The organism is Pantoea sp. BS_8, from assembly GCF_041954965.1.
In the GTDB taxonomy this organism is placed as follows: Bacteria; Pseudomonadota; Gammaproteobacteria; order Enterobacterales; family Enterobacteriaceae; genus Pantoea; species Pantoea stewartii.
This window is the reverse complement of the sequence record NZ_JAVAXU010000009.1, coordinates 131,505-154,565: the sequence shown is the minus strand read 5'-3', so window position 1 is coordinate 154,565 and position 23,061 is coordinate 131,505. Positions and strand designations below refer to the sequence as shown.

The 23,061-nt window shown below is 57.8% G+C and carries 20 protein-coding genes; 14 read left to right on the top strand and 6 right to left on the bottom strand.

Annotated features, from left to right (window positions below; translation table 11 throughout):
* Positions 1-45 precede the first annotated feature (45 nt).
* Positions 46-570: a GNAT family N-acetyltransferase gene (locus tag RAC65_RS16575; RefSeq protein WP_054688377.1), complete on the top strand. Its 525-nt coding sequence runs from the start codon at positions 46-48 to the stop codon at positions 568-570.
* A gap of 36 nt (positions 571-606) precedes the next feature.
* Here RAC65_RS16575 and RAC65_RS16570 read toward each other — a convergent pair whose 3' ends face one another.
* Positions 607-1,419 carry an IclR family transcriptional regulator gene (locus RAC65_RS16570; RefSeq protein ID WP_006121620.1) on the bottom strand — a complete coding sequence of 271 codons (813 nt, stop codon included), beginning with the start codon at positions 1,417-1,419 and terminating at the stop codon, positions 607-609.
* A gap of 319 nt (positions 1,420-1,738) precedes the next feature.
* On the opposite strand from RAC65_RS16570, the gene RAC65_RS16565 reads away from it, so the two are divergent.
* From RAC65_RS16565 to RAC65_RS16505, 13 genes are all read left to right on the top strand, one after another.
* Positions 1,739-3,265, top strand: coding sequence for a sugar ABC transporter ATP-binding protein (locus RAC65_RS16565; protein WP_033739106.1), 1,527 nt, complete (start codon positions 1,739-1,741; stop codon positions 3,263-3,265).
* A gap of 22 nt (positions 3,266-3,287) precedes the next feature.
* Entirely contained in the window at positions 3,288-4,388 is a 1,101-nt protein-coding gene (locus RAC65_RS16560; protein WP_033739104.1) for an ABC transporter permease, read from the top strand.
* Positions 4,385-5,485 (top strand): substrate-binding domain-containing protein, encoded by a 1,101-nt coding sequence (locus tag RAC65_RS16555; protein ID WP_033739103.1) that lies wholly within the window; start codon positions 4,385-4,387, stop codon positions 5,483-5,485. Before RAC65_RS16560 ends, RAC65_RS16555 begins: the two co-directional genes overlap by 4 nt.
* A 14-nt stretch (positions 5,486-5,499) precedes the next feature.
* Positions 5,500-6,330, top strand: a complete 831-nt coding sequence (locus RAC65_RS16550; protein ID WP_006121624.1) for an SMP-30/gluconolactonase/LRE family protein — start codon at positions 5,500-5,502, stop codon at positions 6,328-6,330.
* 250 nt (positions 6,331-6,580) lie between these two features.
* Positions 6,581-7,594, top strand: a complete 1,014-nt coding sequence (gene yiaK, locus RAC65_RS16545) for a 3-dehydro-L-gulonate 2-dehydrogenase (protein WP_375096900.1) — start codon at positions 6,581-6,583, stop codon at positions 7,592-7,594.
* Positions 7,591-8,058, top strand: a complete 468-nt coding sequence (locus tag RAC65_RS16540) for a YhcH/YjgK/YiaL family protein (protein WP_054634626.1) — start codon at positions 7,591-7,593, stop codon at positions 8,056-8,058. The genes yiaK and RAC65_RS16540 overlap by 4 nt, the downstream gene beginning before the upstream one ends.
* Positions 8,059-8,072: 14 nt before the next feature.
* Positions 8,073-9,368 (top strand): MFS transporter, encoded by a 1,296-nt coding sequence (locus RAC65_RS16535; RefSeq protein WP_375096899.1) that lies wholly within the window; start codon positions 8,073-8,075, stop codon positions 9,366-9,368.
* On the top strand, positions 9,365-10,846 hold the full coding sequence (locus RAC65_RS16530; RefSeq protein WP_205953878.1) for an FGGY-family carbohydrate kinase: 1,482 nt from the start codon (positions 9,365-9,367) through the stop codon (positions 10,844-10,846). Before RAC65_RS16535 ends, RAC65_RS16530 begins: the two co-directional genes overlap by 4 nt.
* Positions 10,843-11,499, top strand: a complete 657-nt coding sequence (gene ulaD, locus RAC65_RS16525; RefSeq protein ID WP_162286140.1) for a 3-keto-L-gulonate-6-phosphate decarboxylase UlaD — start codon at positions 10,843-10,845, stop codon at positions 11,497-11,499. The genes RAC65_RS16530 and ulaD overlap by 4 nt, the downstream gene beginning before the upstream one ends.
* A complete protein-coding gene (locus tag RAC65_RS16520; protein ID WP_205957171.1) occupies positions 11,496-12,356 on the top strand; it encodes an L-ribulose-5-phosphate 3-epimerase in 861 nt (286 codons plus the stop codon). The genes ulaD and RAC65_RS16520 overlap by 4 nt, the downstream gene beginning before the upstream one ends.
* Positions 12,353-13,051 carry an L-ribulose-5-phosphate 4-epimerase gene (gene araD / locus RAC65_RS16515; protein ID WP_375096898.1) on the top strand — a complete coding sequence of 233 codons (699 nt, stop codon included), beginning with the start codon at positions 12,353-12,355 and terminating at the stop codon, positions 13,049-13,051. The genes RAC65_RS16520 and araD overlap by 4 nt, the downstream gene beginning before the upstream one ends.
* Before the next feature lie 34 nt (positions 13,052-13,085).
* Positions 13,086-13,604 carry a DUF1440 domain-containing protein gene (locus RAC65_RS16510; RefSeq protein WP_058707847.1) on the top strand — a complete coding sequence of 173 codons (519 nt, stop codon included), beginning with the start codon at positions 13,086-13,088 and terminating at the stop codon, positions 13,602-13,604.
* A 262-nt stretch (positions 13,605-13,866) separates the two neighbouring features.
* Positions 13,867-14,940: an acyltransferase gene (locus RAC65_RS16505; protein ID WP_033739089.1), complete on the top strand. Its 1,074-nt coding sequence runs from the start codon at positions 13,867-13,869 to the stop codon at positions 14,938-14,940.
* 110 nt (positions 14,941-15,050) lie between these two features.
* On the opposite strand, the gene iutA is transcribed toward RAC65_RS16505, so the two are convergent.
* The 5 genes from iutA to iucA are packed head-to-tail and all read right to left on the bottom strand — an operon-like array spanning position 15,051 to position 23,017.
* Complete coding sequence (gene iutA / locus RAC65_RS16500; protein ID WP_375096897.1) at positions 15,051-17,246, bottom strand: ferric aerobactin receptor IutA; 2,196 nt, start codon at positions 17,244-17,246, stop codon at positions 15,051-15,053.
* A gap of 27 nt (positions 17,247-17,273) precedes the next feature.
* Positions 17,274-18,608, bottom strand: a complete 1,335-nt coding sequence (gene iucD, locus RAC65_RS16495; protein WP_039339019.1) for an NADPH-dependent L-lysine N(6)-monooxygenase — start codon at positions 18,606-18,608, stop codon at positions 17,274-17,276.
* Positions 18,609-18,611: 3 nt separating this feature from the next.
* A complete protein-coding gene (iucC, locus tag RAC65_RS16490) occupies positions 18,612-20,345 on the bottom strand; it encodes an aerobactin synthase IucC (RefSeq protein ID WP_375096896.1) in 1,734 nt (577 codons plus the stop codon).
* Positions 20,345-21,292 (bottom strand): N(6)-hydroxylysine O-acetyltransferase, encoded by a 948-nt coding sequence (iucB, locus tag RAC65_RS16485; RefSeq protein ID WP_324029223.1) that lies wholly within the window; start codon positions 21,290-21,292, stop codon positions 20,345-20,347. Before iucB ends, iucC begins: the two co-directional genes overlap by 1 nt.
* Positions 21,293-23,017 carry an aerobactin synthase IucA gene (gene iucA, locus RAC65_RS16480; RefSeq protein ID WP_375096895.1) on the bottom strand — a complete coding sequence of 575 codons (1,725 nt, stop codon included), beginning with the start codon at positions 23,015-23,017 and terminating at the stop codon, positions 21,293-21,295.
* Positions 23,018-23,061: the final 44 nt, after the last annotated feature.

Below are 23,061 nucleotides of genomic sequence, written 5' to 3'. Positions count from 1 at the left end.
TTTTGTATTGTCATGATCCTTACTGGCTCACTCCGGAATCGCAGAATGCACATCACGCTCGCGCAGGATGACCACATTCCCGCCCTGCAACAGATTTATGCTCACCATGTTGTGCATGGCACGGGCAGTTTTGAACTGGATCCGCCTGATGAAGCCGAACTCGCCAGCCGGTTAGAAAAAATCCGTGCCGCCGGACTGCCCTGGTTTGTGGCCATCGAAGACGGCCAGGTTTGCGGTTACTGTTATCTGGGCTTTTATCGTCCGCGCCCGGCTTATCGTTTTACCCTGGAAGATTCCCTTTATATCCATCCGGCTTTTCAGGGGAAAGGTGTGGGTAAACGCCTGCTGGCGCACGCGATTGACTGGGCTGAAAGCCGGGGCTTTCGCCAGATGGTCGGGAATGTGGGCGACAGCGCCAACGTGGCCTCCATCGCTCTGCACCGATCGGCGGGCTTCACCGTGGCCGGTACGCTAACCTCCGTAGGCTACAAACACGGGCGCTGGCTGGACACGGTATTGATGCAGCGGACACTTGGCGCGGGCGACAGTATCCCGCCTGAAAACGGATAACGCAGGATGCGTGCCAGGCGGGCCGCTGCCCAGGGCTCAGGCGGAAGCGCCCAGCTCGTGTGAGATCGCCTGGGCGGTCGCTACCACCTTCGCCATCAGGTTTTTTGCCCCAATCTGTTGCAGCTTGGCCGTCGGCAGCGAGACCGACACCGCATAGGGAACGCGCTGCTGAATATCAAATACCGGCGCGGCGATACAGGTCACGCCCAGCTCGTTCTCTTCGCGATCCATCGCGGTGCGCTGCTGCAGAATATCTCTCAGTTCCTGCTGCATCTCAGGCAAGGTGGTGATGGTGTTTTTTGTCAGTTGCTCAATGCTGTCCTGATGGCTTTGCCAGTAGTGCAGCAGGTATTCTTCACTGCCCCAGGCCAGAAAAATTTTGCCCATCGCCGAGCAATAGAGCGGCATATGCTGCCCGATGTAGGCGCGTGTGCGCATCATGCCAGTGGTAGGTTCCAGTTTATTGATCAATACAACATGATCGTCTTCACGGCTGGAAAAGTTAACCGTTTCGCCCACGTCCAGGTTGAGCTTTTCCAGATGCGGTCCGGCTACGTGGATGATATTGAGCGATGACAGCGCTTTCTGACCGACCGAAATAAATTTGGTCGTCAGGCGATAGCTGCCAGGCGACGGGGCCTGGGTGACATAGCCACTGCTGTGCAGCCCCTGTAACAGGCGATGGACGGTGCTTTTATTCATGCCGGACAGCTCAGCGAGATGGGCCAGCGGGCAGCCGTTCGGGAAATTGCTCAGTAACTCAATTAACTGAAGGCCACGAAACAGACTCTGTGTTCCCAACGGCTTATCGTTTTTATTTTCCTTCGCTTTATCCACTTTACCCACCATCCGCCGATCCTCTCCGTTTCTGACTTCCTGAGCGCACTATCGCATGATGTTAACTCATGGCATAACAACTGGGAATCTTTCGCTTTTTTAGTGTGGCCTGGCGATCGCATTCCGCCTGGCAGGAATTGCGCTGTTCATCACAATTTCAAAACAATATTTTAACCCTATGTTTCTAATGAGGAAATAGTCGCCTCGCTTCTTTGCTTTTCCGCATTTTCAGGGATAGTATTTTTTGGAATAGTATTTCACATGTTGAAATCAGCAAGAGCGCGTCACCACGCTTGCTGCCACTACTCACCAGGCGTCACGGGAGGCTGGAATGCAAACTAACCCGGATAAACCGGTCCTGACACTAAGCCATATCACCAAACGTTTCGGGGGGAACCCTGCCGTCAATGACGTAAGCCTGGATGTCTTTCCGGGCGAAGTGGTCGCGCTGTTAGGTGAAAACGGTGCGGGTAAATCGACGCTGATCAAGGTACTGGCCGGCGTTTATACCAGCGACGAAGGCCAGATAACCTTTAATGGCAACCCCATCCCCTCAGCGGCCGCGCTAAAAACCGCCACCAGCCAACCTGTCGCCTTTATTCATCAGGATCTGGGGCTGATCGAGTGGATGACGGTGGCGGAAAATATGGCGCTGATCATGGGCTTCAACCGTCGCCTGGGCCTGATTAACTGGCGGGCCGTGCGTGAACGGGCACGTTTAGCGCTGGAAGACGTCGGTATTCAGCTCGATCCCGATGCCCGCGTATTTGAACTGTCACGCACGGAAAAATCGCTGCTGGCCATTGCCCGCGCGGTAGCCGTCAACGCGCAAGTACTGGTACTGGACGAACCGACCGCCTCGTTACCCGCCAATGACGTACGGCATCTGTTTAGCGTGATAGAACGCCTGAAAAGTCGCAACGTCGGCATGATTTACGTGACTCACCGTCTGGATGAGGTGATTGAAATTGCCGATCGCATTTGTGTGATGCGGGACGGTAAACGCGTCGCAGAGGGCAACACGGCAGACTACAGGTTGCACGATCTGGTTGAAATGATTGTCGGCGAAGCGCTGGAAAGCAATCAGCGCCTTGTGCTGCCTGAGGGGCGTCCGCCCGTGCTGTCACTGAATCAGCTCTGCATCGATGAAGTGGGCCCGGTCTCGTTCAGTCTGCAACCCGGCGAAATGCTGGCGCTGGCCGGCCTGCGTGGTGCCGGTCAGGAAGAGATTGGCCGGATGCTGTTTGGCCTGAAACAGGCTACCCAGGGCCAGGTCATTTTTCGCGACAAGCCCTGCCATTCCCGATCGCCTCGCGAGGCTATGGCGGCAGGCATCTCGTTTGTGGCAGGCGATCGCACCGGTGAAAGTCTGGTTATGTCGATGAGCGTGCGTGAAAACCTGTTTCTCAACCCCTGCGCGAGCGGGCACCGGGTGATGTCCCATTATGGTCGCCGCGCGGAGGTAGGTGCCAGCTGGTGGAAAGTGCAGCTTTTCGACGTGCGCCCTAAAAACGTGGATCTGGATATCAGCGCCCTGTCCGGTGGCAACCAGCAAAAAGTGGTAATGGCCCGCTGGATGCACCTCAGTGCCCCGTTGCTGATTCTTGAAGATCCCACTGCGGGCGTCGACGTGGGCGCGCGCGAAGAAATTTATCACCTGCTCAACAAAGCGCTGGCAGACGGCGTGGCAGTGCTGGTGATCTCGAATGACCTGGAGGAAATCGCGCATATCTGTAACCGCGCGCTGGTGTTTAACCGGGGCCAGGTAGTGGGTGAACTGAAAAACGAACAGGTCACTTTTGCTAATTTACTGGAGCTGGCCTCAGCCAGCTCTGCTGCCCCCTTCGCTACCGTCTGAAAAGGCAGTCAGGAGAAACGCTATGTCTAAAACCTCGGTGAAATCTACTGCACTTGAACAACGGGTCAGCCTTGCTCAGCATGGTTTTGCGCCGTGGTCGATGCAGGTCGTCACCCGCTACGGATTACTGTTGTTATGTGTGCTGCTGGCGTTACTGTTTTCGGTACTGTCCCCAACTTTCGCATCCCTGCTCACCGTGCAGGCCATTCTGTCCAGTAAGGCCAAAATCGCCCTGCTGGCGCTGGCCGCCACCTTGCCGATGATTGTGGGCAAAATCGACCTGAACGTCGGTTTCGGGATCGTGCTGTGGCACATCCTGGCCATTACGCTTCAGGTGGAATACGGTTTTTCCTGGCAGATGGCGGTGCTGACAGTGCTGGTCTTGTCGGCGCTGTATGGCCTGCTGAACGGCATTCTGGTGGCGCTGGCGGATATCGACAGCTTCGTCGCCACGCTCGGTTCCGGCACGGTGCTGTATGCCATTGCGTTGTGGCACTCCGGCGGTCGCCAAATTGTTGGTGACTTACCGGATGCCTTTAGTGCGCTGCACAGTACCGAAGTGTTTGGCATTCCGATTGGTGCCTTCTATGTGCTGGGCCTGGCGCTGGTATTGTGGCTGATCACTGAGCACACGCCACTGGGAAGGTGCATGTATGCCGTGGGCGGTAACCCCGTCGCCGCGCGCCTCAACGGTATTGCCGTGAATAAATACGTGATCGGCGCGTTTATCGCCTCCAGTGTGATCACCGGCTTCAGCGGGGTGCTGATTGCGGCGGAACAGGGCGTCGGCCAGGCCAGCGTCGGGATGGATTACCTGCTGCCTGCGCTGGTCGGGGCTTTTCTGGGCAGTACCACCATTCGTCCGGGGCGGGTAAACGTCTGGGGCACCGTGGTCGGCATCGCTATCCTGGCTATCGGGATTGCCGGTATTCAGCAGTTTGGCGGCGCGTTCTGGGTGGAGCCGCTGTTTAACGGTGCCACGCTGCTGCTGTCGATTACGCTGGCCGGCTACGCTCAGCGCCGCCGTATGTTGAATCAAAAAGCCGTCGTGCGCAGTCAGAGCGCGCCGGCGACCACACCTGACTCACAGCAAAAAACCATCACACCAGGGAACTCATTATGAAAAATCCGGTATTTGGTCTTTCTCTCATCGCCATGCTGGTCGCCACCTTACCAGCCCATGCAGACAGCTATCTCGATCAGGCGACAGCGGCCGTGGCCAAAGCGACGGCCAGCGCCACGACCTGGGACGGTCCGACGACCGGGCCAACGCTACAGCCTAAAAAGAAACTGATCTTTATCGCCTCGGATATGAAAAACGGCGGTGTGCAGGGCGTTCAGCAAGGCCTGAGCGAAGCGGCGAAAGTGGCTGGCTGGACGCTGGATACGCTGGACGGCGCAGGCTCTGTCAAAGATCAACTGGCGGCGCTGAATCAGGCGATTGCCCAGCGCCCTGACGGTATCGTTATCGGCGGCTGGAACCCGAACGTCGCCAAAATGCCGCTGAAAAAAGCCCTGCAGCAAAAAATCGTGCTGATGGCCTGGCACGCAGAGCCTCAACCGGGCCCGATTAAGCAGTACGGGATCACCGATAACATTACGTCCGATTCTAATGAGGTTGCCCGTCTGGCGGCGCAGTACGCCATTGTGAAGTCAGGCGGCAAAGCGCAGGTGATTATCTTCACCGACTCGCTGTACAAAATCGCGCTGGATAAAGCCAATGCGATGAAGCAGGAAATTGAGAAGTGCAGCGAGTGTAAAGTCATCGACTTTATTGACACGCCGCTGGCCGATACCTCTAACCGTATGCCGTCGCTGACCTTTAGCCTGTTACAGAAGTACGGCGACCGCTGGCAGTACTCGCTGGCGATTAATGACCTTTATTTTGACTTTATGGCACCCGCGCTGAAAACCGCAGGGAAAGGCGGCAAAAACGCGCCATATAACATCTCGGCAGGCGACGGCTCGGTGTCGGCCTTCCAGCGCATTCGCAATGGTGAAAGCCAGGTCGCGACCGTCGCTGAACCGCTGAAACTGCATGGCTGGCAACTGCTGGATGAGTTCAACCGCGCCTTCGCCGGACAGCCCCCGTCAGGCTATGTCACGCCTGCGCACCTGATTACACCGGAAAATATCAGCCGGGATGGCGGACCGCAGAACCACTACGATCCGGAAAACGGCTATCAGGACCATTACAAAGCTATCTGGGGCGTGAAGTAACGGAGGCCAGCATCATGCAGGTAGAAAAACTGTGCTCCCCTGCCACCTGGGCCGAAGGCCCAGTCTGGTTACCGGCGCTGGATGGGGTGGTATTTAGCGATGTCAAAGGCAACCGTATGTACTGCTGGCAGCGCAATGGCGAGCTGAGTATCTGGCGTCATCATTCTCACTATGCCAATGGCAATGCCCGCGACCATCAGGGACGCGTGGTCAGTTGCGAACACGGTCGCCGGGCTATCAGCCGGACAGAAACAGACGGTACGGTGAACGTGCTGGTGGATAAAGTCGAGGGCAAGCGGTTTAACTCGCCTAACGATCTGGCGATCCGCTCCGACGGCACCATCTGGTTTACCGATCCGCCTTACGGGATCGTCAGCGATCATGAGGGTTACCTGGCTCCCAGCCAGGTGATCGGCTGCTATCTCTACTGTTTTGATCCGGAAAGCGGGCAGCTCAGCATTGCCGCCAGCGATCTGCAGCGGCCAAACGGGCTGGCGTTCTCGCCTGATGAAAGCGTGCTGTACGTGGCGGACATGTCGGTGGTGGATTTCCCGACGCTCGGCCGCCATGAGTTGCGCACCTATAAAGTGGACGGTCGCACGTTGTCTGCAGGGCAATTTTTTGCCGATGTCTCACCCGGTTTCCCGGACGGATTTTGTGTGGATGCCAACGGCGATATTTACTGTAGCTGCGCTGACGGCGTGATTATTTTCGACAGCAGCGGAAACCGTAAAGGCAAAATCCCGATTCCTGAAACGGTATCCAACTGCACCTTTGGCGGACCGAATAATGATGAACTTTATATCACAGCCAACACTTCACTCTACCGGGTAACGCTACGCTAACGCCCCTGCACAGGCAGGGCGAAAAGCAGAGCAAAACAGGTCAGCTGTCTCTCAGCTGACCGGCCTGACTGTGGCCGGAATCGGGCAAAAAAGCCCAAGATCACAGAAGTCAGAATTAATTATATCCTTCTGATTTAAATGAAATAATTTTTGAGTCATTTCTTTGACTCGCTGCATTTTTCCCCATAGCATTTAGTTGAAATGACATTCCACATTATGAAATAAATAAGACGCGGGGAGTATCAGTCAGATGAGAATCAGCTATCAGCAGTTGTATCAGGAGTTTCTTCGCGTACTCCTCAGCCGCAACGTGCCGCAGGCCAAAGCCGAGGCCTGCGCGCACATGTTTACTGAAACCAGTCTTAACGGCGTCTATTCCCATGGCGTTAACCGCTTCCCGCGTTTTATTCAGCAACTGGATGCCGGCCACATTATTCCCGATGCGGATGCGCAAAAAGTCCTGTCGCTGGGTGCGATTGAGCAGTGGGATGCGCAACGCGCCATCGGCAATATCACCGCCCATAGCATGATGGACCGCGCGATGGCGCTGGCCACGGAACACGGCATTGGGCTGGTGGCCTTACGCAATGCCAATCACTGGATGCGCGGGGGTAGCTATGGCTGGCAGGCGGCGGAAAAGGGCTTTGTCGGCATCTGCTGGACCAACTCCATTGCCGTAATGCCGCCCTGGGGCGCAAAAAGCTGCGCGATCGGCACCAATCCGCTGATTATCGCGGTACCGGGCGAGCCGGTTACGATGGTGGATATGTCCATGTCGATGTTCTCCTACGGCATGCTGGAAGTGAATCGCCTGGCGGGGAAAAGCCTGCCGGTCGATGGCGGCTTTGATGATGAGGGCAACTACACCCGCGATCCGGCCACGCTGGAAAAAAACCGCCGCATTTTACCAATGGGTTACTGGAAAGGCTCAGCGCTGTCTGTGGTGCTGGATATGCTGGCCACCCTGCTCTCTAACGGCGCCTCCGTGACTGAAGTCACTCACGACAACGGCGATGAATTTGGCATTTCTCAGGTGTTTATCGCCATCGACGTCGATCGGCTCATTCCGGGCGAAACCCGCCAGCAAAAACTCGATCGTATTCGCGCATCCATCACCGGTGCGGAACCGGCTGACAGCACACAGGCGATTCGCCTGCCGGGTGACAAATTCCCGCCACTGCGTGAAGAAAACGAACGCCTGGGTATTCCGGTTGATGAGCGCGTCTGGGCGCGCATTCAGGCGCTACAGGAGAAGGCATCATGATTACCGGACACCTTGCCAATACCGATCCCCGTCACTATCCCGCCGCGATTGCTCATGCTCTGGCCTACCTCGCCGGTCATGATCTGGCAAACATGGCCGCCGGCCGTTATCAGGACGAAGAAACCGGCTGGGTCGTACAGGTGTTAGATCTGCACACGGTTCCCGCCGCAGAGAATTACCCGGAGGCGCACCGCTATCACATCGACGTGCAGTATCTGGTGGCAGGCGAAGAAGTGATCGGCGTCGCCACACAACCGCTGGATCTGGCGGTGCATCAGCCTTACGACAGCGAACGCGACATCGTTTTTTATCAACATGCCCCCGATGAAACCCTGGTACGGATGCTGCCCGGCACGTTCGCCGTATTTTTTCCTCAGGATATTCATCGTCCTAACTGCGCGGTCAGTCAGCCCGGTCCGATCCGCAAAGTCGTGGTGAAGATCCCCACGCGCGATCTGGTGTAAGGCAGGGAGGCACGATGAGCATCACCACAAGCGCTGTCAATCATGAAAAGGTCCCCGCACTGCGCTGGCTGCGGATCATTCCGCCGATTCTGATTACCTGCATCATTTCGTATATGGATCGGGTCAACATCGCCTTTGCGATGCCGGGCGGCATGGATGCTGAACTGGGCATCAGCGCCTCGATGGCCGGACTGGCAGGCGGCATTTTCTTCATTGGCTACCTGTTCCTGCAGGTGCCCGGCGGCAGGCTGGCCGTTTACGGCAACGGTAAACGCTTTATTGGCTGGTCGCTGCTGGCCTGGGCGGTGATTTCCATACTGACCGGCATGGCCACCAGTCAGTATCAGCTGCTGGCGCTGCGCTTTGCGCTGGGGATTGCCGAAGGCGGCATGTTACCGGTGGTGCTGACGATGATCGGCAACTGGTTCCCGGATGCGGAGCGCGGTCGCGCAAATGCCATCGTGATCATGTTTGTGCCGATCGCCGGGATCATCACGGCTCCGCTCTCAGGCTGGATCATTACCGGCTGGGACTGGCGCATGCTGTTCTACGTGGAAGGCGCGTTATCTCTGGTCGTGATGGCCCTGTGGCATTTCACGATCAGTAACCGCCCGCAGGAAGCGAGATGGATTTCGCCAGCCGAAAAACACTATCTCATCACCACGCTGCATAACGAACAGTTGATGATCAAAGGGCAGAACGTGCGCAACGCCTCGCTGATGCGCGTGATGCGCGAACCGGTTATGTGGCGGCTGATTCTGGTCAATTTCTTCTATCAGACCGGCATTTACGGCTACACGCTGTGGCTGCCTACCATCCTGAAAGGACTGACGCACGGTAATGTGGAGCAGGTGGGCTTTCTGGCCATTCTGCCCTACATCGGGGCGATCGTCGGCATGTTTCTGTTTTCTGTTCTGTCGGACACGACCGGACGGCGCAGGCTGTTCGTGGCGCTGCCGCTGGCCGGCTTTGCGCTGTGCATGGCGCTGTCGGTGTTACTGAAAGCGCATATCGGGTGGTCCTACGCGGCGCTGGTGGGCTGTGGCGTCTTTATCCAGTCTGCGGCGGGCGTGTTCTGGAGTATTCCGCCGCGCCTGTTTAATGCCGAGGTGGCTGGCGGCGCGCGCGGCCTGATCAACGCGCTGGGCAACCTGGGCGGCTTCTGCGGTCCCTACATGGTGGGCGTTCTGATGGCGTTTTACAGCCGGGATGCCGGGGTTTACAGCCTTGCCATTTCACTGGCGATTGCCGCCCTGCTGGCGATGACGTTGCCCGCACGCTGCGATTCCCCTCAACAGGAGGCATTATGAAACGCTGGCTGGGACTGGACTGTGGCGGCACCTTTATTAAAGCCGGGCTGTACGATATACAGGGCCGCGAGCTGGCCGTCGCCCGGCAAAACCTGCCGGTTGTTGTACCGGAACCGGGTTATGCCGAACGCGATATGACGCTGCTGTGGCAACAGGCGGCAGCCGTCATCCGTGAGGTGCTGACCACCAGCGGCGAGGATGCGGCGTCGGTCGCCGGTATGGGCATTTCCGCACAGGGTAAGGGGCTGTTTCTGCTGGACAAACAGCACCGCCCGCTGGGCAACGGCATCCTCTCCTCTGACCGCCGCGCCCTGAGCCTTGTGCAACAGTGGCAACGGGAAGGCTTGCCGCAGAAACTCTATCCGCTGACCCGGCAAACGCTGTGGACAGGCCACCCGGTGTCGCTGCTGCGCTGGATCAAGCTGCATCAGCCACAGCGCTATGCGGCGATTGGCAGCGTCATGATGGCCCATGACTATCTGCGTTTCTGTCTGACCGGCGAGCGGGCATGCGAAGAAACCAATATCTCTGAGTCCAATCTGTATGACATGCAGGCAGCCGACTGGTCGCCTGCACTGGCAGAGATGTCAGGTATCCCGGAGATAATATCGGCACTGCCGCCGATTATCGGCCCGACGCAGATTGCGGGCTATGTCACCGCCGGGGCCGCTGCCGAATGCGGTCTGCTGCCCGGTACGCCCGTCGTGGGCGGCCTGTTCGATGTGATGTCAACAGCGCTGTGCGCGGGTTTGAATGATGCGACGCGCCTGAACGCGGTGATGGGAACCTGGTCAGTGACCAGCGGCATTACCGACTGCATCAGCGATGAAGCAGACTATCCCTACGTTTATGGTCGTTATGCCATTGAGGGCCAGTACCTTATCCATGAGGCCAGCCCGACGTCAGCGGCCAATCTGGAATGGTTTTGTGACCAGTGGGGCATTAAGGACTACAGCCAGCTTAATGCGTGGGTAGCAGCGCTGGCCCCCGCCAGCAGCAGTGTGCTGTTTCTGCCTTTCCTGTATGGCACCAATGCCGGCGCCGATCTGCACGGCAGCTTTTTTGGCCTGCAGGCAGGTCACACGCGCGCCCATCTGGTTCAGGCCATCTACGAAGGCGTGGTGTTCTCACATCTGACGCACCTCAACCGTATTCTGCAACGTTTTCCTCAGGTTACCGCCCTGCGTCTGAGCGGTGGGCCTACGCGCTCTGCGCCCTGGATGCAGATGTTTGCCGATGCCAGCGGCCTGACGGTTGAAGTTCCGCAGATCAGTGAGAGCGGCTGTCTGGGCGCGGCGCTGGTGGCATTAACCGGCACCGGGGCTTATGCCTCACTGCAGGCGGCCCAGCAGGCCCTGGCCCCTGACATCGTGTGCTGGCAACCGGACAGCACGTGCTATGACCGCTACCAGCAAAAGTATCAGCGTTATCAACATCTGATTCGCGTCCTGCGCGACGCCCAGGGAGACCTGCCATGAGCCTGCCCTTACTCCAGCTGGCGCTGGATCACACCACGCTGGATGCCGCGCTCACTACCGCCCGGCAACTGCATCCGCATGTCGACATTATCGAAGCCGGTACGCTTTTGTGCCTGAGCTGCGGTGTTGAAGCCGTACGTCATCTGCGCCAGCAGCACCCGGAAAAAACGCTGGTCGCGGATTACAAAGTGGCGGATGCCGGCGGCACCCTGGCGGAGATGGCTTTTGCGGCAGGGGCTAACTGGATGACGGTGATCTGTGCCGCGCCGCTGGCAACCTTTGCCAGCGCGCTGGCGGTGGCGCAGCAGTACCAGGGGGATATTCAGATCGAACTGTTTGGCAACTGGACGCTGGATGATGCCCGGCAGTGGCGAAAGCTGGGTCTGACCCAGGCTATTTATCACCGTGGACGGGACGCACAGGCCAGCGGGCAACAGTGGAATCAGCACGATCTGGATACCATGAAAGCCTTATCAGACCTGGGTTTTGCCCTGTCCGTCACGGGCGGTATCACCCCGGATGACCTTTCTCAGTTTCGCGATATCGATGTGAAGGCGTTTATTGCCGGCCGCGCCCTGAGCGATGGCGAGAACGGCATTGCATGCGCCACCGCATTTCACCAGGCCATTGGCCGCCATTGGGGGACAGTATGAAACGCCTGCACCCGTTAGGGATTTACGAAAAAGCCCTGCCTGCGAATCTCACCTGGCCAGAACGTCTCGCGCTGGCCAAAGCCTGCGGGTTTGATTTTGTGGAAATGTCGGTCGATGAAACCGATGAACGGCTGGGCCGGCTGAACTGGAGCAAAGAGCAGCGCCTGTCGCTGGTCAACGCGACCATCGAAACCGGCGTCACCATTCCTTCCCTGTGCCTGTCCGGCCATCGCCGCTTTCCCTTTGGCAGCCACGATCCGGCGATCCGCCAGCGCGCAGACGATCTGATCGATCAGGCCATCCAGCTGGCGAAAGATGTGGGGATCCGCACGATTCAGCTGGCGGGCTATGACGTCTACTACGAACCGCATGATGCAGGCACGGTCGCGCGGTTTGCCGAGGGCTTGTCACGCGCAGTACAGCGCGCAGCAGCGGCGCAGGTGATGCTGGCGGTGGAGATCATGGATACCGAATTCATGAACGCCATCAGCAAGTGGAAAGCCTGGGAACAGCAGCAGGCTTCTCCGTGGTTTTCCGTTTATCCGGATGTGGGCAATCTCAGCGCCTGGGGCAATGACGTGACTGCCGAACTGACGCTGGGCATTGATCGCATCGCCGCCATTCATTTGAAAGATACCCAACCGGTCACCGCCCATTCGCCGGGGCAGTTCCGCGATGTGCCCTTTGGTGAAGGCTGCGTGGATTTCGTTGGCGTGTTTCGCACGCTCAAAGCGCTGAATTATCGCGGATCGTTCCTGATTGAGATGTGGACCGAGAAAGCCGAGGAGCCGGTTGCTGAGATCGTACAGGCACGGCGCTGGATTGAACAGAAAATGCAGGAAGGAGGCTTACTATGAGCATTGCCATGATGAAAGAGCAGGTGCTGGCGGCAAACCTGGCGCTGCCGCGCCACCATCTGGTGACGTTTACCTGGGGCAACGTCAGCGCCGTTGATCGTACGCAAGGGCTGATGGCGATTAAGCCCTCCGGCGTGGAATACGACGGCATGACGGTGGACGATATTGTAGTACTGGAACTGGCAAGCGGCCGCGTGGTGGAGGGCACGAAAAAGCCTTCATCGGACACGGCCACCCATCTGGCACTCTATCGGGCCTTTGAGGACATCGGCGGCATTGTGCACACGCATTCGCGTCATGCCACCATCTGGGCGCAGGCGGGCCAGGACCTGCCAGCCTGGGGCACCACGCACGCTGACTACTTCTATGGTGCCATTCCCTGCACCCGACTGATGACGGAGGCCGAAATTACTCACGATTACGAGCACAATACCGGCGAAGTGATTATCGAAACCTTCCGCTCACGCGGCATCAGCCCGACGGCCATTCCCGCCGTGCTGGTTAATGCTCACGGGCCGTTTGCCTGGGGGAAAGACGCAGATAATGCCGTGCATAACGCAGTCGTGCTGGAGGAAATCGCCTATATGGGGATTTTTTCCCGCCAGCTGACGCCTGATATCACCCGAATGCAGCAGCCGTTACTGGATAAACACTTTCTCAGAAAGCATGGAGCAAACGCCTATTACGGCCAGTAATTCTCTTCTTTTTACTCAGCGGGAGCGGTGAAAAATGAAAACAGGGTTTTATCTGACGTCCCCGGCCGATCGGCATTACGGTGCGGCGCTGTGGGCAGGGTTTTGGGGCGGTAACGTCGCCAGTTTTGTCAAATGGGGCACGGAGAATCCGTTTCCGCCCAGAACGCCGGACAGGGCAATTCCCCCCGCCGAGATGCTCCAGGATATGGGAATCAACGTCAGCAACCTGGTCTATCACTATTCCGGTCATGTGGTGAACTGGGGCGTGGCCGGTGTTCATCATATGTTCTCGATTTTCTTTGCCCTGCTCTACTGCGCCCTGGCCGAGATTATCCCGATCATTACGCTGGGTCAGGGCGTGGCGTTCGCCCTGATCATTACCGTGGCATTTCACGCCGTGATCCTGCCCATAAACGGCTGGGCACCGCCCTTATGGCACCTGCCGCTGGCGGAAATTGCCTCGGAAACGCTGGGACATATTCTGTGGATGTGGACGATAGAAATCTTTCGGCGCGCCCTGGGTGGACACGTATCGCCGCGCCGTGCTGCATGAGTCTGTTGCGCATGTAAGTTATCAATTTTGGTTAAGAACCCTCTGAAATCCTGATGGCGCACTTTTCTCCTTGTGCGCCCAACAGCCTCGATCGCCGCGCTTTATTCAGCAAAAATACGCTATCGTTTGGAAATGTATTTTTCTGCCCGATAAACGGCGGTTGACCATTGTTAAGTCATTTTTACAATACGGCCTACGCTTAACCGTATCGGCTCGCCCGCGCGACTGCCGCTAATGAGTCAACCGACAGGCTGTAACATTCATGAAAATCGTCTCAATCCAGTATCTGCGCGGCCTTGCTGCGTTACTTGTGGTACTGGCGCACAACTCATCGCTGTTAGAGGGTCACTGGACCCGACACATTCCAGGCGCGCTGGGCGTGGACGTGTTCTTTATTATCAGCGGCTTCATCATGACCTTCATTACCCATCAGTTTAACGAAGCCCCGACCTCATTCATGGTGAAACGCTTTTTCCGCATCTGGCCGGTCTTCTTTGTCGTCTGGCTGTTGTCTTTCGCAGTGGTGTATCACGATCGCTCTCTTCATGATATGTCCTGTGCGCTCTATTTCTGTCTGCAGGATTACAGCAGCGCCGGACCGACGTTTGGATTCAGCGCGTTAGGGCCGCCCTGGACGCTGTCTTACGAGATCCTGTTTTACGCCGTTTTCACCGTAGCGATGTGCATCAACTACCGCTATCGCAGCTACCTTTGTGCACTGATTTTCATCGTCTCCAGTGTGGGATTTCAGCTTTACTACAACGGCAGTTTTGACTTTTCCTCACAGGTTTCGCCGCATCTGACGGTGACGCACTGGTGGCAGGCGTGGATTAAGTTAATCAGTAACACTATCTGTATGGAGTTCATCCTGGGGATGCTGCTGGCAGAATTGCTGGTGAAGCGTAAGCTACCGGAACTGGATAACAGAATGCGCCGACTGCTTCAGGCAGGGCTGGTGCTGGCGGTCATTACCGCCCTGATTACAGGACCTCAGCCCTTTGGCCTGCACGGCGGTTTCTGGCTGGCCGCCGCCATCATGATCATGACGGTGATGCTGAGCTACCGTGCCGACACCGGTCACAACCGTACGCTGATTTTCCTGGGGGATATCTCATATTCGCTGTATCTCATCCACTATCCGCTCATGGTACTGCTGATGAACAGCCTGGCAGATAAAGCCTGGACAGATAACCTTATGATTTTCGTACTGTCGGTCAGCGCCAGCGTGGCGCTGGCGTCGGTAATGTTTTTCTACATTGAAAAGCCCGCCATCAAAGCAGGTAAGCGCGTCGCCCGCTGGTTGTCTGCCCCGCTGACGCTGCATCGCAGTTCGTAATCCGGTAAACACAGTGGCCTGAACCGGTCACTGTGTTTGTTGTACTCAACACGCTGCCAGGATAACGGGCGTGAGGCTTGCCCGGCGCAACACCGGGCAAGAATACCGACTCAGAACAGCACGGAGTAGTTCAGACCAAACGTCCGTCCCCGGCCTTTGTACTGATACAGCGACGGTGAACCATAGGTCGGGCTGTAGTACAGCGGCGCGCGCTGGCCCCATACCGTGGTGTAATCACGATCCAGCAGGTTTTCCACGCTGAAGCTCAGCTTGCCGACAGGCAGTTCATAGCTGCCAATGAAATCAACAGTGGTGTAGCCGTTGATGTTGTAGCCCGCGTCGTCGCTGAGATTAAACGAGGTAGTGCTCTGCACCTTCAGGCTCCACGGATCCGGCGACCAGCCAACATAGGCGGTCGCTTTTGACGGGCTGGCGACTTTCACGTCATATTTTCGCCAGCTGCCATTCACTTTGGACTCGGTTTTGAGCACGTTGAAGTTCGCTCCGGTGCTCCAGTCGGTGTCCGGGATAAAGTAATCCACGGCCCCTTCCACCCCGTAAATGCGGCGCTTATCGTCAACCACGCTGATCGTCAGGTCCTGATTCTGCTGCACATTCTTGTCTGACAGCGAGTAATAGGCGCTGAGCTGCGTACGCAGATTATCGCCGGTATAGCGCCAGCCCAGTTCCCATGAATCGACTTTGATGCCCTGCAACTTGCTGGCATCCACATTAACGCTGTTGGTCAGCGGGAGATTGCCGTTAACCGCCCGGCCATAGGTGCCGCGCCCGTAATATTTGCCTGGATCGGGCAGCTCAACGCCCTGCGAGAAGTTAAACCAGGCCTGCTGCCGCGCCGTGATATGCATCAGGATACCGGCGTTATACAGGAAGTTATCGTAATCGGTAGAGCCGCCTGGAATCGCATCGGCGGAGCGCGCGGTACCGTTGGCAATCGCCTGCTGCTGAGCGTAACCGACGAAATCATCCACTTTGTTTTCGGTGTACTGATAGCGCACACCGCCACTCAGCGTAAACGTCTCATTGATGTCGTAGCTGGACTGCAGGAAGGTCGCCAGATTAGTAATGTCATAACCCGGATAACGGCCCGTGGTGTAGATGCTCTGGTTGTTCAGCCCGCCCGAGGCGGCTGACTGGCCCAGATCAAAGAACATCTGGTTGGAACTGAAACGCTCATGATCGGCGTCTACGCCGTAGGTCAGCTGCAGCCCATCGACCGGCTTACTGGTGATCGCCAGCTTACCGCCGTACTGATCGGTGTTTTGCTCTGAGGAGGACAAACTGGTGACGCGTCCGCCGGACACCGTGGGGAACGGATAAAACGCCAGTGACTCGTCCCGGTAGTAAACCTGCCCCACCAGCTCCTGACCAAGAAAATCAGTATTGGAGTACTGCAGGCTGACCAGATGGCGTTCGGTGCCGGGAAGGCGGTCGGAGTTCAGCCCTTTGCGGGTGTACGCGGTGCCTCCGCCCGTTACTGCGGAGAAGTTACGCCCAAGATAGAGGCCATAATCGTCATCGCCCTGACTTTTGTAGTACTGCGTGACCAGCTGCAGTTGCTGGTGGTCATCAATCTCCAGCGTGCCGGTGCCCATAATGTCCAGACGATCGGAATACTGCAGGCCCGTCTGGGTATTGTCCATCAGCAGTGAGTCGCCCTTGCCATCATACCAGCCGCCAAACTTTTGGTAGGCAACGGACAGGCGTCCGGAGGCACGATCGGTGCCGCCGGAGAGGGCAGCCGCCACGCGTTCATCATGGTCTTTGCTACTGTTGAATCCGGTTTTGGTGCCGGTTTCAAACTCAAACTGGGTCCCTGGCTGGCCTTTTTTGGTCACGATATTGATCAGGCCACCGGTACTGCCGCCGCCGTATAGCGAGGTGGAACCGGAGATCACTTCAATATGATCGATATTAAACGGATCGATGGAATCCAGCTGACGGCTGTCGGTACGCGAGGAGTTAAGGCGTACGCCATCTACCAGCACCACAATTGCGCGGCCACGCATGTTCATACCGTAGTTGGTGCGGCCCTGGCTACTGACGTCCAGGCCCGGTACCAGTTGTGCCAGCGCATCTTTAAACTCTTTTCCGCCCTGGACCTGTTGCTCCAGTTCGGCCCCTTCAATCACCCAGGTGGTCTGTGCCATTTCCGCCACGGTGCGGTGCGTACGGCTGGCGGAGACAACCATTTCATTCTCACTGGTTTGCTGTGCCACCGCCGGTGCCATCATGGCTAATAACAGCGGATTAAGCAGCCAGATATTTTTGTTTTTAGTCTTCATCGTCGTTCCTGCATGCGAGGTTAAGGTTTACCCCAAGGACTCGGTATAGTTTTGAGTGGATGCAGCACCCTGCTGCGGTTTTTCCCGGCTCGCGCTGCGCCACTGAATCAGGGCAGGCGGCGTGCTGAGATCGAATAAATCACGCCCCAGCGCGCGATTCAGAATACGGGCGGAACGCCAGGCCATCAGGCTGAGTTGCGGTTCAGCGATGCCGTGCGTTTGCATACTGGCGTTGACCGCAAAGATGTTAGTGTCCCTGGGTCCGTTCCACTCCAGCGTGAAATCTTCGCGCACGCTGAACGTGCACTCGTCTTTCATGGTCAGGCGGCTCATCAGCGGTGACAGTAGCTCGGGCAACGCCGGGCGATAACCGGTGGCAAAAATCACCACATCGCACTCAATCAGGTCATAACCCTGATCGAGCTGATGCTGTAACTGCAACTGCCAGCATTGCTGATGGCGGGTCAGTTCCACCACCGAGCGGCTGGGAAGCAGATGCGCATTGCGCGGCTGCCCCAGCACCTCAAAGCGATGATACAGCTCGCGATAAATCGTCAGCAGCGACGCTGCCGTAATGCCATCCGAAGTCATCTTTTGCTCATCCAGCATGGTCTGGCGCGCCTTCTCACTCAGGCCGACAAAGCTGGATACGTACTCAGGGGTGAAATATTCATTGGCAAAGGCCGCTTCATCCAGCGCGTTAAAGTTATTGCGGCGCGACACCCAACTGACATTCGCCGGTTCACCCCACTCTCCCCGGAAGGCGTTCAGGAACAGATCGGCACCGCTCTGCCCTCCGCCAATCACGGCAACGCGTTTGCCGCGCAGATCCGGCTTGCGCAGGCTCATCTCACTGGCGTGGAAACAGGTCGCACTGATGCGGTTGACGCACGGCGGCAGATAGGGCTGTTTACCAATACCAAGACAAATATTGCGTGCGTAGCGCTCACCGTCATGGCTGTGAATCACGAAACGCTGTTTCGTGTCGTCAAACTCGATGCGCTCCACCGTGTGATTAAAGTGCAGGTTATCCATGCCCTCGGCGGCCCAGCGCAGATAGTCAGAAAACTCATCCCGCGATACGGTTCTCAGCTCTGCCGTCATAAAGCGGTAGAATTTCTTACGCTTCACAAGGTAGTTCACAAAGCTGAACGGGCTGGTGGGCGCAACTGCCGAGACCAGATCCTTTAAGAACGAGGTCTGCATATGGCAGTCCGGCACCAGCATGCCGGGATGCCAGGCAAAATCCGGCCGACTGTCTAAAAACGCACTGGTAAAACCCTCGGCTTCGTGTGCCAGCGCCGCGATACTCAGGTTGAACGGGCCAATACCGATGCCAATAAAATCAACAGTGTTTGTCATGATTCAGTCCTTGGTGACCAGCCACAGCGGGTTTTGCAGATTTTCCAGGTAAGTGGGCAACATACGGCTCCCGCCATCCTGATCGGGCCAGGTGAGCTTTACCGGGTTCAGCACGACGCGAATGATTTGTGGCTTGAAGAGGGAGAAAAGCGCAAAGCGCGCCGACAGCTGCGGGTGCGCCTGCATGTAATCGCTCAACACTGCGGCAAGCAGTTGGTAAAAGCGCCGCTCGGGTACGCCAAGGCGCGCCATCAACGGCGAAATAAAACGCAGAACCGTGACAAAATGTCCGGTTTGCAGGTCATGAATCAAGTAGTCCGCGCTCAGGCGGGCCGTGACATCACGGACCGCCTGAGGCAGAGAGGCCATCTCGGGAAAATCGTCCTTCACCAGCCGCATGTCGCCCTGAAAATCCTTCAGCAGGACGCGCTGCGGAATACTGTCTTTCATCGCCAGGGTAATATTTTGTCCGTGCGCGATCAGCGCCACGCCGTAACGGCACAGCAGGTGATACAGCGGCACGACGACCACGCGAAACATCTGACTGAGCCAGGCCTCGGCGCTCAGGCCCGAGCGGGCAATGTAGGCACCGATAAGCGGCTGTCCCTGTTCATCGCACTCCATCAACGTCGCCATCAGAATCGGCGTTTCGTCCTGATGCAGCCAGCGCGCAGGATTTTCGCGCCAGATCACGCCCAGCATTTCCTGGTAGCGATAGGGGGCTTCGGCCAGCGCGGCGTAACCTTGATGAGCGACATAGCCTGCGGCCGGTTCGCCCAAAATCACCGCCCCGCTTTGCTGCAACGTTGCATCAGTGGCAAAGACATGTTGTAACCAGCGCGAGGCCAGCGGGCCCGCCGCGATGTATTTGCCAGGAATGCCGCGATAGCAGGAGGTGTTGTAGATAGTCAGCGGCAGTTTGATATCCAGTCCGCCCTGACGGCTGGCGTTGGTCAGCGTGCGCAGTGACTGCTGTGCCAGCCACCGATCGCCAAACTCGCCCAGCGAGACCATTTTGCCAGTGGCCAGATCCGCGACAAAATCGAGTGCGATTTTTTGCTGCCATTGCCAGGGATGAACCGGTAACGGCAGCCAGCTGTCGTCCAGTCCCTGTGCCTGCCAGGCCTCGGTGAACCGGGCATATTCGCCGTCATCCATCGCGGCATGCAGCAATTGCTGGATGTCCAGCGCGCTGTCGCAGCGCCAGACCAGATGCTCACGCTGAACCGCCAGCCAGTGCAGGCGGAACGTGTTCAGGTATTCCGGGGCGTAGCGCGCCAGTGCCGCCAGTCCCCAGCCGCGTCGGCCTTTGTTGAAGACAAATTTGGGATGGCCGCTGAGCAGGCACTGCAGGCGGTCGGCATCCAGATCGATAAGCGCGTCCGCGCTCATTCCCTGACGCGCCTGCATAAGCTGAAGATCGCCGCGCAAGGTGGCGTAGAGATCCTGCATATGCTCCGCTACCGTGGCATCGCTCATCGACAGCACCGGCTGTAACTGGCAGAGCAGGGTCTGGGCCAGTACCGGCGTATCCGCACAACGCAGGCTTTGCGCATCGATCCATAGCCAGCCCCAGATGCCGCGCTCGGCGGTGAAGTGCCACTCAGCGCCCAGCAGGCTGATGCAGTAACGGTTATCGCCCTGCGCCTGGGCCTGAAAGACCTGCTCGTACTCCAGCTCGGCCAGCATTTTCGCCACCAGCTGACGGTTCACGATTTCCCATGCGTGCGGATTCATCACAGGCCCACCTCGCTGAAGAAGCGGGCACGCCGGGTCATCACCAGGCGAGAGCGCTTGTGAGGGAAGTCGAACTCTTTAACGGTGGCATAGCCCGCAGGTGCCAGATGACGGAACAGGCGCTGATTATCAGCGCGTGGCTCCAGCACCAGGCGCTGGGTGTGCGGGTTATCCAGGAACAGGTAGTGGCTGATACCGCGCAGCCAGCTCTGCACATAGTGCGGTCCGCGCCACTGCGATTCGCCCACCAGCAGATGCAGGCCGCGGTCATACGGCTGCCAGCTATAGTGGCGTCCGATACGATCTTCGGCGGCCCAGTAGATTTCAAAGTAGCTGAAAGGCGCATCATCAAAGCAGCCAATCAGCGGAAAGGCATAGCTGCTGGTGAGCTGGCGTTGCAGGTAGGCGGTCTGCACCGCCAGCGATCCGCTCTGCTCCCAAAAATAATCCACGCGCGGATCGTTCATCCAGCGGGTGAACATCTCGGCATCCCGCGCAGGCTCGGCCACGCGGAAACTCAGCGTCCTGCGCACACGCGGATCGTAACGGCGATAGACTTCGCCTTGAGGGCGCGGCGGACGCTGGGGGAAGTAAATCTCACGTTCGGCATCAAAGACCATCTCGCCGAACGCCTGCTGACGCGGCGTGGACAGCCACAGCGGCAGTTGCCAGAACGCCTCGCGGTGCACGATATCGCTTTTCAGCGCGGCAAACAGGGCCAGCGCCTGCGGCTCTTCCCGCCATTCGGCATAGGGCAACACAATGGCGGAAAGCGACGGAGCCGCGATAAACATCTGATCCAGCGCATCACGCAACCAGCCTTCGGCAAGCGGGCCGGTATAATGCAGGACCGCACTGTTGTCCTGTCCCCAGCCCAGATTCAGGGCCTTACCAGACTTCTCGCAGCGCAAACCGTGGCCGCTGTGAACAATCGTTGCCTGAGACATTTAGCGCTCCTGGGACAGAAGAGGATTGGTGAAGTTGAAGTAGATTACCGACGGATCGACGATGGTGTTTTCGTTGTGATCGTGCAGGTAACAGAAGAAGTTGCCTTTCACATTCCAGTGCGGACTTTCCAGCACGTAATCGAGACAGTCCGTGTGCGTGACCTCGCAACGCAGCGCAGACAGCGCATCACGTACGCGCGCCATCAGGTGCATTTCGCTGTCCATGCCCGCCGCGCCCAGTGCCGCCGTGACCGCGAACGTGGAATTCACTAACAGGTAATAGGGGAAATAGCGCAGCAGCTGTTCGCGGCTAAAGACGTTTTCTGCCTGCGCTTCGCTAATCTCATCCAGCCAGCCTGCGGCGTGCGGCATAAAGGCGCTGCCCTGGCAATCGCGATAGATCAGGCCAACCGGCAGGTCTTGTGCCATTTCCACCAGGATATTTTGCTGATGCGCTAACAGCACCAGTCCGTAATCGGCTTCGGCCGTAAACAGCGGTTTCAGCACCTGCTGGCAGTATGCGTCCACCCAGGCATGGGCGGCCTGTTGTTCGCTGATACGCAGGCGCTGGCTCAGGCGCTTAACCGCCGCCGTCAGCAGTGCGTCGCCGCCGTCCGGCGCGGACTGCGTCAGGGAAACCAGCACGTTGGTCTGACTCTGCGGCTGGTCGACAATCAGGTTTTCACGCAGGGCGAACAGGCTCTCTTCCCTGATCGTGCCCTGCATATCACGCAGCCCGGCCCAGCCGTCTTCCTGCATCACACGAAACGTCGGGAAACGCGCCTGCATCGCCTGCCAGCGCGCGGTCTGCGCCAGCCGCGCCAGCCGCATGCCGCGTTTGACTTCTTTCACCGATAAAGTGCGGACGGAGTTAGTGAGTCGCACGCTCAGCGAGAACTTGATCATGTCACGACTGGTCGCGCAATAGAGCGAGCGTGATGACGTGGTGGGCAGCCAGGATGTTCCCGCCTCACCCAGATCTTGTAGCCGTCCTTGCTCCATCAGTTGCTGACACCAGCTCTGCTGCAGCAAATAGTCGGCCTGCCAGGGATGCAGCGGGAATAACCACCGCTGGTCCGTCAGCGCATGCAGCAGCTGCGGTGCGTTCTCGGCCGCAAAACGCGTCAGGCGCTGCTGTAAGTTCAGTTTCAGGCTGTCGCCCGCCAGGTAGTCTTTATCCACCGCGAACCAGCGCAGCGGAAAATGCGGGGCAAAATCGGGCAGGTAGCGTCTGGCCTGCTGCGGCGTGAAAGGTTCGTGCGATTTGGGGGCAGGATGGAAAGCGTGCCCGACCAGCAGCGCCTGTTCGGCCTCGGCAAAATTGAGTGCGTTTTCGCGCAGGCCGCCCCAGTCATGACGGGACGTCGCCGCTTCGCGGGTGTGAGCATGACTTTGCATTACGCGCTGGTAAAACGCCTCGCAGCCTGCGACGGGCAGCGCGTGCTGGTGTTGTAACTTATCGACAATCAGCCTGGCGACGGTTTCAAACGCCACCGGCTGGCTGCCCCGCTGCGTCACCAGCCGGGCCGGAAAGACAAAACGGTGGTGCTGCGTCGGAGAAAAGTAAGCCACCTTAAAGTGTAAGGTCTGCTGTTCATCCAACGGGATCGTCAGTTCAGCGGGGTCACTCTGGCTCAACTGCCAGTCCCTGGTTTCACGGATCAGGGCGTTCAGGAAGCATTGTGCCGCCACGTCCCAGGCCCCGTCATGCGTTGATTGTATCATTATCAAACAATTTCCAGTCGTTATGATAATGCGAATTCTGCCGA